Genomic DNA, 15777 nt, shown 5'->3' with positions numbered 1-15777 from the left:
CACATTATCAACCTCATTCCTATGAACTACAAGAAAATAATCCTTGCACTTACCGTAGCGACTTCCATCCTTGCAGGGCATGCACAGCAGAAAGAGCCGGTGGACTACGTCAACCCGCTGATGGGCACCGACTCCAAGATATCACTCTCCAACGGAAACACCTACCCCGCCATCGCCCGCCCCTGGGGCATGAACTTCTGGATGCCCCAGACCGGAAAGATGGGCGACGGATGGGCTTATACCTACACCTCGGACAAAATCCGCGGCTTCAAGCAGACCCATCAACCCAGTCCGTGGATCAATGACTACGGACAATTCTCCATCATGCCCATGACCGGCCGGCTGAAGATAGACCAGGAGCAGCGCGCCTCGTGGTTCTCGCACAAGGCGGAAAAAGCGATGCCCCACTACTACAGCGTCTATCTGTCCGAATACAACCTCACTACCGAAATCACCCCTACGGAGCGTTGCGCCTACTTCCGCTTCACCTTTCCCCAGGCAGACAAGGCATACGTGGTGGTGGACGCCTTCGACCGAGGCTCGTACATCAAGGTCATCCCCGAAGAGCAGAAAATCGTAGGCTACACCACACGCAACAGCGGAGGCGTGCCCCAGAATTTCCGCAACTACTTCGTCATCGTCTTCGACAAGCCTTTCACCTTCAACAAAGTGTGGGCTGACTATCATACCGTGGAGAAACACCTCGAACTGCAATCCAACCACGTAGGTGCCGCCATCGGCTTCTCCACCAAGAAAGGCGAACAGGTACATGCCCGCGTGGCCTCCTCGTTCATCAGCCCCGAACAAGCGGAACTGAACCTGAAGGAGATAGGCGTCAAGAGCTTCGACCAGACCAAGGAAGAAGGCCGCCGCGCATGGAACGACATCCTTGGGCGCATCCGCGTGGAGGATGACAACACCGACCGCCTGCGCACGTTCTACTCTTGCATGTATCGCTCGGTGCTCTTCCCACGCATGTTTCACGAAGTAAACGCCCAAGGCGAAACCGTGCACTACAGCCCCTACAACGGACAGGTGCTGCCGGGACACCTCTTTACCGACACCGGCTTCTGGGACACGTTCCGCTGCCTCTTCCCCTTCGTCAACCTCGTCTTCCCCTCCATGGGCGAGAAGATGCAGGAAGGACTGCTGAACACCTATCTTGAAAGCGGATTCTTCCCCGAATGGGCCAGCCCCGGGCACCGAGGCTGCATGGTGGGCAACAACTCTGCCTCCGTGGTGGCCGACGCCTTCATAAAGAACATCACCAAGGCCGATGCACAAAAGATGTACGAAGGACTGCTGCACGGAGCCAACAGCGTACACCCCCGCATTGCCAGCACGGGCCGATACGGCTACGAACACTACAACAAGCTGGGCTATGTGCCCTACGATGTGAAGATAAACGAAAACGTGGCACGTACGCTGGAGTATGCCTACGACGACTGGTGCATCTACCGCATGGGACAGCTCCTGGGCCGACCCGCCCAGGAGCTGGAACTCTACAAGCAACGCAGCCGCAACTACCGCAACGTGTTCGACCCCGAAACCCGCCTGATGCGCGGACGCAACGCCGATGGCACCTTCCAGGCACCGTTCAACCCCTTCAAGTGGGGCGACGCCTTCACCGAAGGCAACTCTTGGCACTACACCTGGTCCGTCTTCCACGACGTACAGGGACTCATCGACCTGATGGGCGGCAAGCAGACGTTCACCGCCATGCTCGACTCCGTGTTCAGCCTGCCCCCCGTCTTCGACGACAGCTACTACGGCGGTGTCATCCACGAAATACGCGAGATGGAGATAGCCGGCATGGGAAACTATGCCCACGGCAACCAGCCCATACAGCACATGATTTACCTTTACAACTACGCCGGACAGCCCTGGAAAGCCCAATACTGGCTGCGCGAAACCATGAACCGCCTCTACCTGCCCACACCGGACGGCTACTGCGGCGACGAGGACAACGGACAGACCTCGGCCTGGTATGTGTTCACCGCACTGGGATTCTACCCCGTCTGCCCCGGAAGCGACCAGTACGTGCTCGGTGCCCCCTACTTCAAGAAGGTGACGCTGCAACTGGAAAACGGCAAAAAACTTGAAATCTCCGCCCCGAAAAACAGTGATGAAAACCGCTATATCCGTTCCCTCAACTACAACGGGAAGAACTATACCAAAAACTACCTCGACCACTTCGAGTTGCTGCGCGGTGGCAAGCTGACCTTCAACATGGACAGCCGTCCGAACAAGACGCGCGGCGTGAAGGAGAGCGATTTTCCGTATTCACTCAGCAATGAGTAACAAGTCATAAATGACAAAAACATTCTTAACCACATCATCATGAAGATTAAAACATTCATCATCCTGCTGACAGCCGCGACCCTGCAAGTAGCGGCCCAGCAGCCTGCCGACTATGTCAACCCCATCATCGGCACCAATGGCATGGGACACACCTTCCCCGGGGCCTGCACTCCCTTCGGGCTGATACAGCTCAGCCCGGACACCGATACCATCCCGCACAACGTGGACGGACGGTATCAGGGCAAGGCCTACGAGTATTGTGCCGGCTATCAGTACAGCGACTCCACCATCGTCGGCTTCAGCCACACGCACCTGAGCGGCACGGGCCACTCCGACCTGGGCGACATCCTGCTGATGCCCGCCACCGGCAGCCCGAAACTCACTCCCGGACGTGCCGCCACTCCCAACGAGGGCTACCGCTCGCGCTACGACCACGCCACCGAGAAGTCTACGCCCGGATACTACGAAGTGACCTTGGCCGACCATGGCATACGTGTCCAGCTCACCGCCACGCAACGGGTAGGCATACACAAATACACCTTCCCTTGGGGCGAAGCCGGGCACCTCGTACTGGACCTAACGCACGGCATCTACAACTACAACGGCAAAGTGCTCTGGGCCAACCTGCGCGTGGAGAACGACACCCTGCTGACTGGCTACCGCATTACCAACGGATGGGCGCGCACCAATTACACCTACTTCGCCATCTCCCTCTCGCAGCCCATACGAGACTACGGCTACCGTGACTTGGAACCCGTGAAGTACAACGGCTTCTGGCGCCGCTTCAAGCTGGAGAAGAACTTCCCCGAAATCACCGGCAGGAAAATCGTCTCCTACTTCCATTTCGACACCCGGCAGAACAGCGAGCTCGTAGTCAAAGTGGCCCTCTCTGCTGTCAGCACCGAAGGCGCCCTGAAGAACCTGCGCGCCGAAGCCGCCGGCAAGAGCTTCGAACAGCTGGCCGACGAAGCCCGCGAAAGCTGGAACCGCGAACTGCGCCACTTCACCGTGGAAGGCACAGCAGATCAGAAAGCGATGTTCTATACCTCGCTCTACCACACCATGATTAATCCTTCGGTCTACATGGACGTGGACGGCCAGTACCGCGGACTCGACCACAACATCCACCGTGCCGACAGATTCACCAACTATACCATCTTCTCCCTTTGGGACACGTACCGCGCCCTGCATCCCTTCCTCAACCTGGTGAAGCCCGACCGCAATGCGGACATGGTGAAGTCGATGATTGCCCACGCCCGGCAGAGTGTACACGGCATGTTGCCCGTGTGGAGCCTGATGGGCAACGAGAACTGGTGCATGAGCGGCTATCACGGAGTGTCGGCCGTATCGGACGCCTTGGTAAAGGACGTCTTGAAAGGCGAAACCGACGAAGCCCTCAAGGCGATGGTCAGTACCTCTACCGTGCCCTACTATGAAGGGGTGGCCGACTACATAAAACTGGGCTACATCCCCTTGGAAAAGAGCGGTACGGCTGCCTCCAGTACGCTGGAGTATGCCTACGATGACTTCACCATCTACCGGGCAGCCCTGAAAGCAGGCCACCGCGAACTGGCGGACGTGTATCGCAAGCGCGCCCTCAACTACCGCAACCTGTACGATCCTTCCATCGGCTTCGCCCGCCCGCGCCTGGCAGACGGCTCCTTCAAGCAGGAGTTCGACGTATTGCAAACCTACGGCGAAGGCTTCATCGAAGGAAACTCCTGGAACTTCTCCTTCCACGTGCCCCACGACGTGCTGGGACTGATGCAAGTGATGGGAGGTGAAAAGCAGTTCATGGAGAAGCTGGACAAACTCTTCGCCATGCACCTGCCCGAGAAGTACTATGAGCACAATGAAGACATCACTGCCGAATGCCTTGTAGGCGGCTACGTCCACGGCAACGAGCCGAGCCACCACGTGCCCTACCTCTACGCCTGGACCTCGCAACCCTGGAAGACGCAGTACTGGCTGCGCGAAATCCTAAACAAGATGTATCGGAACGACATCAACGGCTTGGGCGGCAACGATGACTGCGGGCAGATGTCGGCCTGGTATCTCTTCTCGGTGATGGGATTCTATCCCGTATGCCCGGGTACGAATCAATATGTGCTGGGCGCTCCCTACCTGCCCTACCTGAAACTAGAACTTCCCAACGGCAAGACACTGGAAATCAAAGCACCCGGTGTAAGTGACAAGAAGCGCTACGTGCAGTCGCTGCGCATCAACGGCAAGGAATACGGCAACATGTACATCAGCCACAGCGACCTATTGGAGGGTGGCGTATGGGAATTCAAGATGGCCGCTTCGCCCAACAAGCGCCGAGGCACCGCCACCAACGCGAAGCCTTACTCACTGACGGACGGAAAGGAGGAGAATTGAGAAGCCACTGCTTATCAACAGTATAAGAACTTGCGAAACTTCAACCGACAACTTAAAAACTCAAAAGATATGAAAACAAGAAATCTGCTCTACACTGCCTGCCTGGCAGCCGCCTTCGGCACCTACGCGTGCCAGCAACATACACAAACTGCAGCCAAACCGACCGACTGGAACGATTACAACGTCGGCACTATCCTCTTCGAAGACAAAGCACCCGAATCGGCCGGTTCGGACATCTATCACCGCATCATTCCCGATGCCGAATCGTACATCAAGGAACAGGCACGCACCGTGCTGGCCACGCTCTATGCCTCGCCCGAAGACAGCATCGCACCGGTGCACAACATCCACTATACGCTGGAAGACATCGACGGCATCTCCGCCAAGGGAGGCAGTAACGGTGACGTGACCATCTTCTACAGCACGCGCCACATCGAAAAATCATTTGCCGAAGCCGATACCGCAAAACTCTTCTTCGAGACCCGCGGCGTGCTGCTGCACGAACTGACCCACGCCTACCAGCTGGAACCGCAAGGCATCGGCTCGTATGGTACCAACCGCGTGGTCTGGGCATTCATCGAGGGCATGGCCGATGCTGTGCGCGTGGCCAACGGCGGCTTTGGTCCTGATGGACGCCCCAAAGGCGGCAACTACATGGACGGTTACCGGAAAGCGGGCTACTTCTTCGTATGGCTGCGCGACAACAAGGACCCCGAGTTCCTGCGCAAGTTCAACCGCAGCACGCTCGAGGTGGTGCCCTGGTCGTTCGACGGTGCCATCAAGCACGTCTTGGGCGAAAAATACAATATTGACGACCTGTGGCATGAGTACCAGGTGGCCATAGGAGACATCGAAGCATAACACATACAAACAGACTATGAACAATGGACAAGAAAGGTAAAAAACAGTTTTTAGGATTCACACTGGCATGCCTGGCGCTCTCCGCGCCGGGCATCGCCCAATCTGAGAAGCTCATCGATTACGTGAATCCTTTCGTGGGTACCGACGGCTACGGCAACGTCTATCCCGGTGCCCAGATTCCCTTCGGAGGTATCCAGATAAGCCCGGACACGAACCACCGCTTCTACGATGCGGCCTCGGGCTATAAGTATAACCACACCTCGCTGATGGGCTTCAGTCTGACCCACCTGAGCGGTACGGGCATCCCCGACCTGGGCGACTTTCTCTTCATGCCCGGCACGGGCGAGGCGAAGCTCACTCCCGGCACACCCGAGAATCCCGACGAAGGCTACCGCTCGCGCTACTCGCACGAACGCGAACAGGCCACGCCCAATTACTACACCGTACACTTGGACGACTACGGGGTGAAGGCCGAAATGACCTCGGGCCTGCGTAGCGGCATGTTCCGCTTCACCTATCCCAAAGCGGAGAAAGCGTTTATCCTCATCGACTTGAACCATACGCTGTGGCAGTCGTGCGAATGGGCCAATCTGCGCATGGTGAACGACTCCACACTGACCGGCTACAAGCTGGTGAAAGGCTGGGGCCCCGAACGCCATGTCTACTTCACCGCCACCTTCTCGAAGAAACTGGACGGACTGCGCATCATGCAGGATGGAAAACCGGTAATCTACAACACCTCGCGCTTCCGCAGCGACCGCGAGGCATGGGGCAAGAACCTGGTGGCCTGCATCTCCTTCGCCACCCGAGAGGGAGAGGAAGTGACCGTGAAGACCGCCATCTCTGCCGTCAGCACCGACGGAGCCGCACGCAACCTCCGCGAACTGGACGGCCTGACCTTCAATGCCCTGAAAACCCGGGGCGAAGAGTTGTGGGAAGAGGAACTGAGCAAATATACCCTCACTGCCGACCGCAAGACCAAGGAAACGTTCTATACCTCGGCCTACCACGCCGCCCTGCACCCGTTCATCTTCCAGGATGCCGACGGCAGCTTTCGCGGGCTGGACAAGAACATCGAGAAGGCCGAAGGATTTACGAACTATACCGTCTTCTCGCTGTGGGATACGTACCGCGCCCTGCATCCCTGGTTCAACCTGGTGCATCAGGACGTGAACGCCGACATTGCCAACTCCATGCTGGCACACTATGACAAAAGCGTGGAGCGGATGCTGCCCGTCTGGTCGTTCTACGGCAACGAGACGTGGTGCATGATAGGCTATCACGCCGTATCGGTGCTGGCGGACATGATTGTGAAGGAAGTGCCGGGCTTCAACTACGAGCGCGCCTACGAAGCCATGAAGACTACGGCGATGAATCCCCACTACGACTGTCTACCGGAGTATCGCGAACTGGGCTATGTACCCTTCGACAAGGAGGCAGAATCGGTATCGAAGACCTTGGAGTATGCCTACGACGACTATTGCATCGCACAGGCAGCCCGCAAGCTGGGCAAGGAAGAGGATTATCGCTACTTCCTGAACCGTGCCCTCTCCTACCAGACACTGATTGACCCCGAGACCAAATACATGCGCGGACGCGACAGCCGGGGCCAGTGGCGCACACCGTTCACTCCCGTAGCCTATCAAGGTCCCGGCTCGGTGCACGGCTGGGGCGATATCACGGAAGGATTCACAGTGCAATACACTTGGTATGTACCCCAAGACGTGCAAGGGTACATCAATCTGGCAGGAAAGGAGTTGTTCAAGAAGCGCCTCGACGAGCTGTTCACCGTGGAGTTGCCTGAGGATATTCCCGGAGCACACGACATTCAAGGCCGTATCGGAGCTTACTGGCACGGCAACGAGCCTTGTCACCATGTGGCTTATCTCTACAATTACTTAAGAGAGCCTTGGAAATGCCAGCAGTGGGTGCGTGCCATCGTAGACCGCTTCTATGGCAACACACCCGATGCGCTGAGCGGGAATGACGACTGCGGACAAATGTCGGCATGGTATTTGTTCAACTGTCTGGGATTCTATCCGGTAGCGCCCTCAAGCAATGTCTACAACATCGGCTCGCCTTGCCTGGAGGCCGCCAGCGTGAAGATGAGCAACGGCAAGCTGATAGAGATGCAGGCCGACAACTGGTCTCCACGGAATGTATATGTGAAAGAGCTGTACGTAAACGGCAAGAAGCATGACAAATCCTACCTGACGTATGAGGATATCCGCAACGGAGTGAAGCTGCGGTTCGTGATGAGCAGCAAACCCAATTATCGCCGGGGAGTATCGAAAGGAGCAGTGCCGCCTTCCTTGTCGAAAGAGGGGAAGACAATGAAGTATGGTTCCGGCGAATCCGTATCCGAGGAATAAGTATAATCAACCATTATTTTGCTACATAAAAAAATACATTTTCTATCTGTTGGCTCTTGTCCTCGCCGGGTGCACGCACAGCGGCGGGATAAAGCCCGCAAATACAGGCATCCAGGTGCTGCAAATAGACTGGAAACACATCAGCGACAAGCTGGATTATGCGCCGATGGTGGAAGACAGCATCCTGATGTTTCAGCTCGAAGCAACGAATGAGTGCCTGATTGGCGAAGTCACGAAACTAATCTATCAGAACGACCTGATTTATATAGCGGACAATCTTGGCAAGCGCGTGTTCGTGTTCGACACCACCAGCAAGCTGCAAGCCGACATCCACCGGGTGGGCAACGGACCGGGCGAGTACACCCATATCTCCTGCTTCGCCGTACATGGGACGGAAATGGTGATATTCGACCATTTCCTGGGCAAGTTTTTCTTCTTCGATGCAGAAGGGCGGTTCCTGCGCGAAAAACCAGCCGACGGTATATGGACGGAAGATTTGTTCTGCATAGGCGACAAGCTCTATCTGCCCAACAGCAACCGGACACACGAAGGCTGTTATCATCTGTTCGCACTGGACCTGAAGGAGGGTGACAAGCTGGAAAAGCATCTTCCCTTCTAAGAGGAGGCGGACGACGGCAACGGGAATGGAGCCTGGATACCTACTGATGAAGAAGCGCTGTTGTGGTTCTATCCTTACGACGAAGTGTACAAGCTGAAAGACGACAGCATCTCCCTACGGTACAAGGTAGATTTCGGAAACCGGTGACTGCCCCAGCAGTATATCGATGGTGACGGAACCACTGCCCTACAAACCGTCTTCCAGGATAATTATGTGACAGGGATAGACCGTATCCAGCAGTCGAAAAGGTATCTGTTGATGCAATTCGAAGATGCGGAAAACGAGTATTTCACCCTATATGACAAAGAAACGGACGATATGCGGACAACAAAGTCACTATACAACTCCCTATTGGGCAGACTACCCTTGCAGCAGGAGGGAGAGCACTTCACCATCCAGCACGATCACATCGTCCAATGCCATGATGCCTACTTCTTCCAGCTTTGGAACACGAACGGGCACTTGGAATCGGGAGATACACGGTTCTATACGGAAGAACTCAGAAAAAGATTTGTGGAACTGGCACGGACAGAGGTCCATGGATAAAAGATATACATTAAGGATGTCATAATACCTCCAACTAGAAAAGTTCGAGTATGTATCAGAACTCTCTCTTTATGGAATTTACTCCTGCTACAGCTATTTGTAGCAGGGGTATTTCTCTATTTCATGAACCAACGATTCAAATGATTATGAGGAGCAACTACTACGAATTTATAGAATTTCGAGTGGGGAAGTTCTTTCAGATTTACCGTATAGGAAGTGGTGCCGGCGGGCAACTTGGCAAGCTCGATGTAATTGTCCTTGCTTCCGGTCTTGAAATGATTAGTCGTAGCAGCGTAGACGGTGACCGGCACTTACTCCGCGTAAGTGCGCCATGACAAGGTCACGGTGTCGTCATAAGGCATGGTCTTCAAGTCGCAGATGTCTGTCCGACCGATGAAAGGAATGCCATCCTGCTCCCAAAGGACATCCGAAGGCACCTCGAAACCAAGGTAGCGGCTGAGAGACGGAGCTATGTCGGTTATGGCCAGATTACGGTCTGCGAAATGCGCATTGACCGGCACGTTGGTCGAAATCCAGGTGGTGTGCTCGCGCTCGGACTGGCTCCCATGTCCGTAGCCGTTTTCAGTGCGACCGTGGTCGGTGGTGACCACTACCATCCACTCTTCATCGAAATGCTCTTCGCGATACTTCACAATTTCCCATACGCGTGCCACCTGCTCGTCGGCTTTGCGCACATACGCATCGAAGAATTCGCCGTTGCCCTCTATATGGCCTGCATCATCGGTGTACCACAGATAAAACCAACTGAGGTCGGGTGCATCCCGGCGGATGCTCTCGGCAGCATCCTTGGATACTTGTTCGTCGTAGTCGAATACATGCAAATCCTTCTCCTTGTGCGGAAAGCGGACTTTATCGAGATCGTAACCGTCACTGACGTAGTCTATCTTCAAGCGGCCTGTCTCCTCCTTGCTCTCTCCTATGAGCACAGTACGGTTGTCGATCCAGCTCGAGTAGAGTCCGGTCTTCACCGGACGCGACTGCTCCTTGGCGATGCGGAAAATGGTCCAATAGTTGTAATTGGGCTGTAGGTTGTCATTGCCTCCCACATTATGCTTGTTCAGCCAGGTGGCTGTCAGCAGATTGGTGTAACCGATGGCCGATATAATGGGCGTTTGCGAGTAAGTGCCTATTTCTCCACCGGTATATGCCCGGGCATATGCGCCTCTTGAAGCGATGTCGAAGACAGCGGGTGTGTGCAAGCGCTCTATCTGGTCGGCAGGAACTCCGTCTATGACGATATAGACTGCTTTTTGGGTACGGGCACACAAGCTGATACACCACAGTGCCACAAGTAAGGTAGTGATGGTGTAACGTTTCGTCGTCGAATTATTTGAGTTTGAGCACAAATTTAATGAGAATCTCTGGAAAAGGCTAATAAAAAGGAGGAAAAGTCTTCGTAATACCACGGTTCTTTCATTCAAAAAACTCTGCCCATTTCTCCGGCACCGGGGAAGGCAGGGTTCCCCGGTGCTGGAGAAATAAGTGGATTGATACTTGCTTTATCGTAACGGTGGCATCTGAAAACGTGGTGGGGCAAGTGTCGGCCCACCGGAGTTCATTTTATCAGGAAAAACGACATTACGCAGAATCTCATACAAAATTCCGCCCATGTCCAGACTTAATTTAAACTTGTCTAATTTATAATAAGGAATCACCACGGGCACCGTCTCCCAACGACCGCGATAAGCATCGTAATAACGTTGTACCCCGACTTCCATCCCAAAACGTTCGGACATATCTAGCGATATGGTGGCACCATAATGGTGGGTATCCATCCCATAAGGATTTCCTATGGCATACGAACCGAAAACTTTAAAAGTTACACGGTCCGAAGCCTGATACCGCAAAACTCCCGAAGTACTGAAAGCCTGCCCGGTGGAATGAATCATATTTATCTTCATGGCATCTACGCCAAGCTGAAGCGTCAGCCTTTGGTTAAAGGCGTGCTGATATCCCAGGGAAGCATTGTTGAAACGTCCGATACCCGGTACGCTGGTCTGCCCACCAGAACCGAATAACATACCGTGAGGGAACTGTCTTAATACACCACTTGCGCTGTAATCTCCCCGAAATAGCAGAGAAGGATTGGTCTGATAAGGCAGACGAAGAGACTCTTTCAGTGAAAAATCGGGCAGAGAATAGGAGTGTTCCGGATGAAACATAGAAGAAGGGGCAAAGTTTCCAGAGGGAAGCTCAAAAGGAGAGAATAGAGATTCATTGAATTCTGGCTGTATCTGTATACTGTCACGAATGAAACGTACACTGTCTTCCTGCGCAAAAAGCAACTGCGGCACAAAAGCCAACAGCAGGCAGATTCCCAAACGGACATCAAGACAAGAAATATTGACTTTCCGTTTTATACACATATACCCTCCTTATTTATATTCATAATACTGCTATACAAAAATAACGAAAATAAATCAGAAGAGCAGTACATATACTGCTAAATTATTACAATATAGAAGAATACATTATTAATTTTCTATCAATATCAACCCTACTCCTTTCACTGTTTTAATGGTTACCGACTCGTCTTCCGAAAGAAGTTTCGTCTTGCCTATTATTTTGAAGACAAAGATAGAATTTTATCATAGAAAAGGAGAATTTTACTTTTTTTCCGCCCAATATACTCCTCCCAATATCAGCACCGCCCCCATCAAAGCAACTATAGTAAGCTGTTCGCCAAGCAGAAAAGCAGAACCTACCAGAGTGAAGAGAGGATTCAGATAAATATAGTTGGAAGCTCTTATCGTTCCCAGCTGTTTTAAGACTACGTTCCAGACTACAAAACAAATCAAAGAAGCCAATACACCCAGGAAAAGTAAATTGAACAAAATAGCCGGCTCGAGAAGACGGACAATGTCGAAGTTCCAGGGATGAATCAGAAATGCAGGAAGAATAGTCAATACCCCATAAAAAAATATCTTACGGGTAATAAAAATTATACTGTAACAGTTGGACATTTTTCTCATTATTAAACTATAGAATGCCCAGGAAAAAGCTGCAAGTAAAGTAAGGAAATCACCTAAAGGAGAAATCTTTAATACAAAACTACCATTATAAACCACCAATGCCACACCAACCAACGCCAGCAAAGAACCAGCCATCAATCCACGGGTAGCCTTTTCCTTTTTATAAATCCACAAAGAAAGAATGGTCGTGAGCAATGGTGCCGTACAGACAATAAATGCCACATTCGTCGCCAATGTAATCTCCAAAGCTGTATTTTCCGTAAAAAAGTAAAATGAACCGCCTGCTATACCTCCTAAAAACAGCCAAGATTCATCTTTCCAATTATCAGCAAACAGTTTTCGGGGAGAAATAAACCAGATGCCCAGATAAGCTATCAGGAAACGAAGCAAGAATATTTCCTGCGGGGAAAGGCTATGCCCAATCAATACTTTCGTTGAAATAAAAGTCAGACCCCAAATACCTACCGTAAGGACGGCGACAATATGATAAGTATAATTTTTCATTGCGTTCATACACTTCCGATAAGTTGCGCAAAGATACGACTTTCTTCTTCAACACAATAACGCGAAGGATGAAATCTTCCCAGACTTCATCCTTCGCTATATCCTAAAAATCTTTTAGTAAATATCCTATTGAATTAATTTAGCTATTATTTGTATTACAAACAAAAAATTAGTTTTAAAAGCACATCACAAATGTAAGTAATAAAAAGTGAATTATCAAGCCTTTGCCATTGTTTTTTATGTTACTTAGCTACAAATCTGAAAATAAACCCGTAACTTTGCACCGATATTAACCGGATACTAACCGGTTTTAACCATGGAATAAACAATGTTTTCAACAAAATATTAATAAATACCACTATGGAATACAATTTCAGGGAGATTGAAAAGAAATGGCAGAAAAGGTGGGTGGAAAACAAAACCTACCAAGTAACGGAAGACGAAACGAAAAAGAAATTCTATGTGCTGAACATGTTCCCCTACCCCTCCGGTGCGGGATTGCACGTAGGTCATCCGCTGGGATATATCGCTTCGGATATTTACGCCCGCTACAAACGACTGCAAGGTTTCAATGTACTGAATCCCATGGGATATGACGCTTACGGTCTTCCAGCAGAGCAATATGCCATACAAACGGGACAGCACCCTGCAATTACGACCGTCAACAATATCAACCGATACCGTGAACAGTTAGATAAGATAGGTTTCTCTTTCGATTGGAACCGCGAAATTCGTACCTGCGAACCGGAATATTACCATTGGACCCAATGGGCGTTCCTCAAAATGTTCAACAGTTACTACTGCAACGATAAAAAGCAGGCACGTCCTATCCAGGAACTGATTGAAGCATTCAGCCAAACCGGTACTGAAGGAATGAATGTGGCTTGTGGCGAGGAATTGAGTTTTACCGCCACAGAATGGAATGCCAAGAGTGAAAAAGAACAGCAGGAAATCCTGATGAACTACCGTATTGCCTATCTAGGCGAAACAATGGTTAACTGGTGTCCGCAACTTGGTACCGTACTTGCCAATGACGAAGTAATAGACGGTGTCAGTGAACGCGGCGGTTTCCCTGTCATCCAGAAGAAAATGCGCCAATGGTGTCTCCGTGTATCTGCCTATGCACAACGCTTATTGGATGGACTCGATACCATTGATTGGACCGAATCCTTGAAAGAAACCCAAAAAAACTGGATAGGACGCAGTGAAGGTGCGGAGATACAATTCAAAGTGAAAGACAGTGATTTGGAATTCACTATTTTCACTACCCGTGCAGATACCATGTTCGGTGTCACCTTCATGGTATTGGCTCCCGAAAGCGAACTGGTACCACAACTTACCACCGACATACAAAAAGATGAAGTAAACGCTTATCTGGAACGCACCAAAAAACGTACTGAACGCGAACGTATTACCGACCGTAGCGTTACCGGTGTATTCTCCGGAAGCTATGCCCTCAACCCCTTTACCGGTGAGGCAGTACCCATCTGGATAAGCGACTATGTGCTTGCCGGATATGGTACGGGTGCCATCATGGCTGTGCCTGCACACGACAGCCGTGACTATGCTTTTGCCAAGCACTTCGGCCTCGAAATCCGCCCGCTGGTAGAAGGTTGCGATGTAAGCGAAGAAAGCTTCGATGCCAAGGAAGGTATTGTATGCAACTCTCCACGAGAAGGTGTTACTCCCTATTGTGACCTTTCATTGAACGGACTGACCATCAAAGAAGCGATTGCTGCTACCAAGAAATATGTGAAAGAGCACAATCTGGGACGTGTAAAGGTGAACTTCCGTCTGCGTGATGCCATTTTCTCACGTCAGCGCTATTGGGGCGAGCCGTTCCCGGTTTACTACAAGGATAACATGCCTTATATGATTGATGAAAGTGCCCTACCCCTGGAATTACCCGAAGTTGCCAAATTCCTGCCTACCGAAACCGGTGAACCTCCATTGGGACATGCCACAAAATGGGCTTGGGATATTGTGAACAAATGTGTTGTGGAAAACGAAAAGATAGACAACACCACCGTCTTCCCACTGGAACTCAATACTATGCCCGGATTTGCCGGTTCAAGCGCCTATTATCTGCGCTACATGGACCCACACAACAACCAGGCACTTGTGGATAAGAAAGTAGATGAATACTGGCACAATGTAGACCTTTACGTAGGCGGTACCGAACATGCAACTGGTCACTTGATATACTCCCGTTTCTGGAACAAATTCCTATACGACCTCGGCATCTCCGTAGCCGAAGAACCGTTCCAAAAGTTGGTGAATCAGGGCATGATTCAAGGACGAAGCAATTTTGTCTATCGCATCAAAGATACCAATACATTCGTGTCCCTAAATCTGAAAGACCAGTACGATACTACCCCACTCCACGTCGATGTGAATATCGTATCCAATGATGTTCTGGACCTTGAAGCTTTCAAAGCATGGCGTCCCGAATACGCAACTGCCGAGTTTATTCTGGAAGACGGCAAGTACATCTGTGGATGGGCTGTGGAAAAGATGAGTAAGTCCATGTTCAACGTTGTCAATCCCGATATGATTGTCGACAAATACGGTGCCGACACTCTCCGCATGTACGAAATGTTCCTCGGCCCGGTAGAACAATCAAAGCCATGGGATACAAACGGAATAGACGGTGTACACCGCTTCATCAAGAAGTTCTGGTCACTGTTCTACGACCGCAACGACAATTATCTGGTAACAGATGAACCTGCCACCAAGGAAGAACTGAAATCCCTCCACAAACTGATTAAGAAAGTGACGGGAGACATTGAGCAATTCTCTTACAACACAAGTATCAGTGCTTTCATGATTTGTGTAAACGAGTTGTTCGGGATGAAATGCAGCAAGAAGGAAATTCTGAACCAGTTCATCATCGTTCTGGCTCCCTTTGCTCCGCATGTATGCGAAGAATTGTGGGAGACTCTGGACAATGCAGGTTCTGTATGCGATGCCAAGTGGCCAGTATGCAACGAAGAATACCTGGTGGAAGATACGGTCAACTACACCATTTCCTTCAATGGAAAGGCACGGTTCAACATGGAATTCCCCGCAGATGCGGCATCGGATGCCATCCAGACTGCTGTATTGGCCGAAGAACGCTCTGAAAAATGGATAGAAGGCAAGACCATTGCCAAAGTAATCGTAGTACCAAAGAAGATTGTGAACATCGTTGTTAAATAACAGA

The 15777-nt window shown here is 51.3% G+C and carries 11 protein-coding genes and 1 pseudogene; 7 read left to right on the top strand and 5 right to left on the bottom strand.

Annotated elements, in window-relative coordinates:
* The first annotated feature begins 21 nt into the window (after positions 1-21).
* The 6 genes from JXR92_RS04360 (at position 22) to JXR92_RS04335 (ending at position 9078) form a co-directional block, all read left to right on the top strand.
* Positions 22-2301 (top strand): GH92 family glycosyl hydrolase, encoded by a 2280-nt coding sequence (locus tag JXR92_RS04360; RefSeq protein WP_138346308.1) that lies wholly within the window; start codon positions 22-24, stop codon positions 2299-2301.
* A 39-nt stretch (positions 2302-2340) separates the two neighbouring features.
* A complete protein-coding gene (locus JXR92_RS04355) occupies positions 2341-4680 on the top strand; it encodes a GH92 family glycosyl hydrolase (RefSeq protein WP_138346305.1) in 2340 nt (779 codons plus the stop codon).
* A 69-nt stretch (positions 4681-4749) separates the two neighbouring features.
* Entirely contained in the window at positions 4750-5541 is a 792-nt protein-coding gene (locus JXR92_RS04350) for a basic secretory protein-like protein (protein WP_138346302.1), read from the top strand.
* Positions 5542-5564: 23 nt separating this feature from the next.
* Positions 5565-7913, top strand: a complete 2349-nt coding sequence (locus tag JXR92_RS04345; RefSeq protein ID WP_138346299.1) for a GH92 family glycosyl hydrolase — start codon at positions 5565-5567, stop codon at positions 7911-7913.
* 49 nt (positions 7914-7962) lie between these two features.
* Entirely contained in the window at positions 7963-8532 is a 570-nt protein-coding gene (locus tag JXR92_RS04340; RefSeq protein ID WP_171030467.1) for a 6-bladed beta-propeller, read from the top strand.
* 213 nt (positions 8533-8745) lie between these two features.
* Positions 8746-9078, top strand: a complete 333-nt coding sequence (locus tag JXR92_RS04335; RefSeq protein WP_138346295.1) for a hypothetical protein — start codon at positions 8746-8748, stop codon at positions 9076-9078.
* 116 nt (positions 9079-9194) lie between these two features.
* On the opposite strand, the gene JXR92_RS04330 is transcribed toward JXR92_RS04335, so the two are convergent.
* From JXR92_RS04330 to JXR92_RS04315, 5 genes and pseudogenes are all read right to left on the bottom strand, one after another.
* Positions 9195-9389 (bottom strand): hypothetical protein, encoded by a 195-nt coding sequence (locus JXR92_RS04330; protein ID WP_226791283.1) that lies wholly within the window; start codon positions 9387-9389, stop codon positions 9195-9197.
* On the bottom strand, positions 9390-10388 hold the full coding sequence (locus JXR92_RS04325) for an alkaline phosphatase family protein (RefSeq protein WP_226791282.1): 999 nt from the start codon (positions 10386-10388) through the stop codon (positions 9390-9392).
* Between the two features lie 210 nt (positions 10389-10598).
* The gene (locus JXR92_RS04320; RefSeq protein ID WP_138346293.1) at positions 10599-11465 is read right to left on the bottom strand and encodes a hypothetical protein; all 867 of its coding nucleotides are present in this window, start codon (positions 11463-11465) and stop codon (positions 10599-10601) included.
* A 108-nt stretch (positions 11466-11573) separates the two neighbouring features.
* Positions 11574-11648 (bottom strand): annotated as a pseudogene (locus JXR92_RS17540) (DNA-binding response regulator); the annotation flags it as partial.
* Positions 11649-11705: 57 nt separating this feature from the next.
* Positions 11706-12584, bottom strand: coding sequence for a DMT family transporter (locus tag JXR92_RS04315; RefSeq protein ID WP_138346291.1), 879 nt, complete (start codon positions 12582-12584; stop codon positions 11706-11708).
* Between the two features lie 351 nt (positions 12585-12935).
* On the opposite strand from JXR92_RS04315, the gene leuS reads away from it, so the two are divergent.
* Positions 12936-15773, top strand: a complete 2838-nt coding sequence (leuS, locus tag JXR92_RS04310; protein WP_138346289.1) for a leucine--tRNA ligase — start codon at positions 12936-12938, stop codon at positions 15771-15773.
* Positions 15774-15777 lie beyond the last annotated feature (4 nt).

This window comes from Bacteroides parvus, assembly GCF_017309675.2.
GTDB lineage: Bacteria > Bacteroidota > Bacteroidia > Bacteroidales > Bacteroidaceae > Bacteroides > Bacteroides uniformis.
This window is presented reverse-complemented; position numbering and strand designations above follow the sequence as displayed.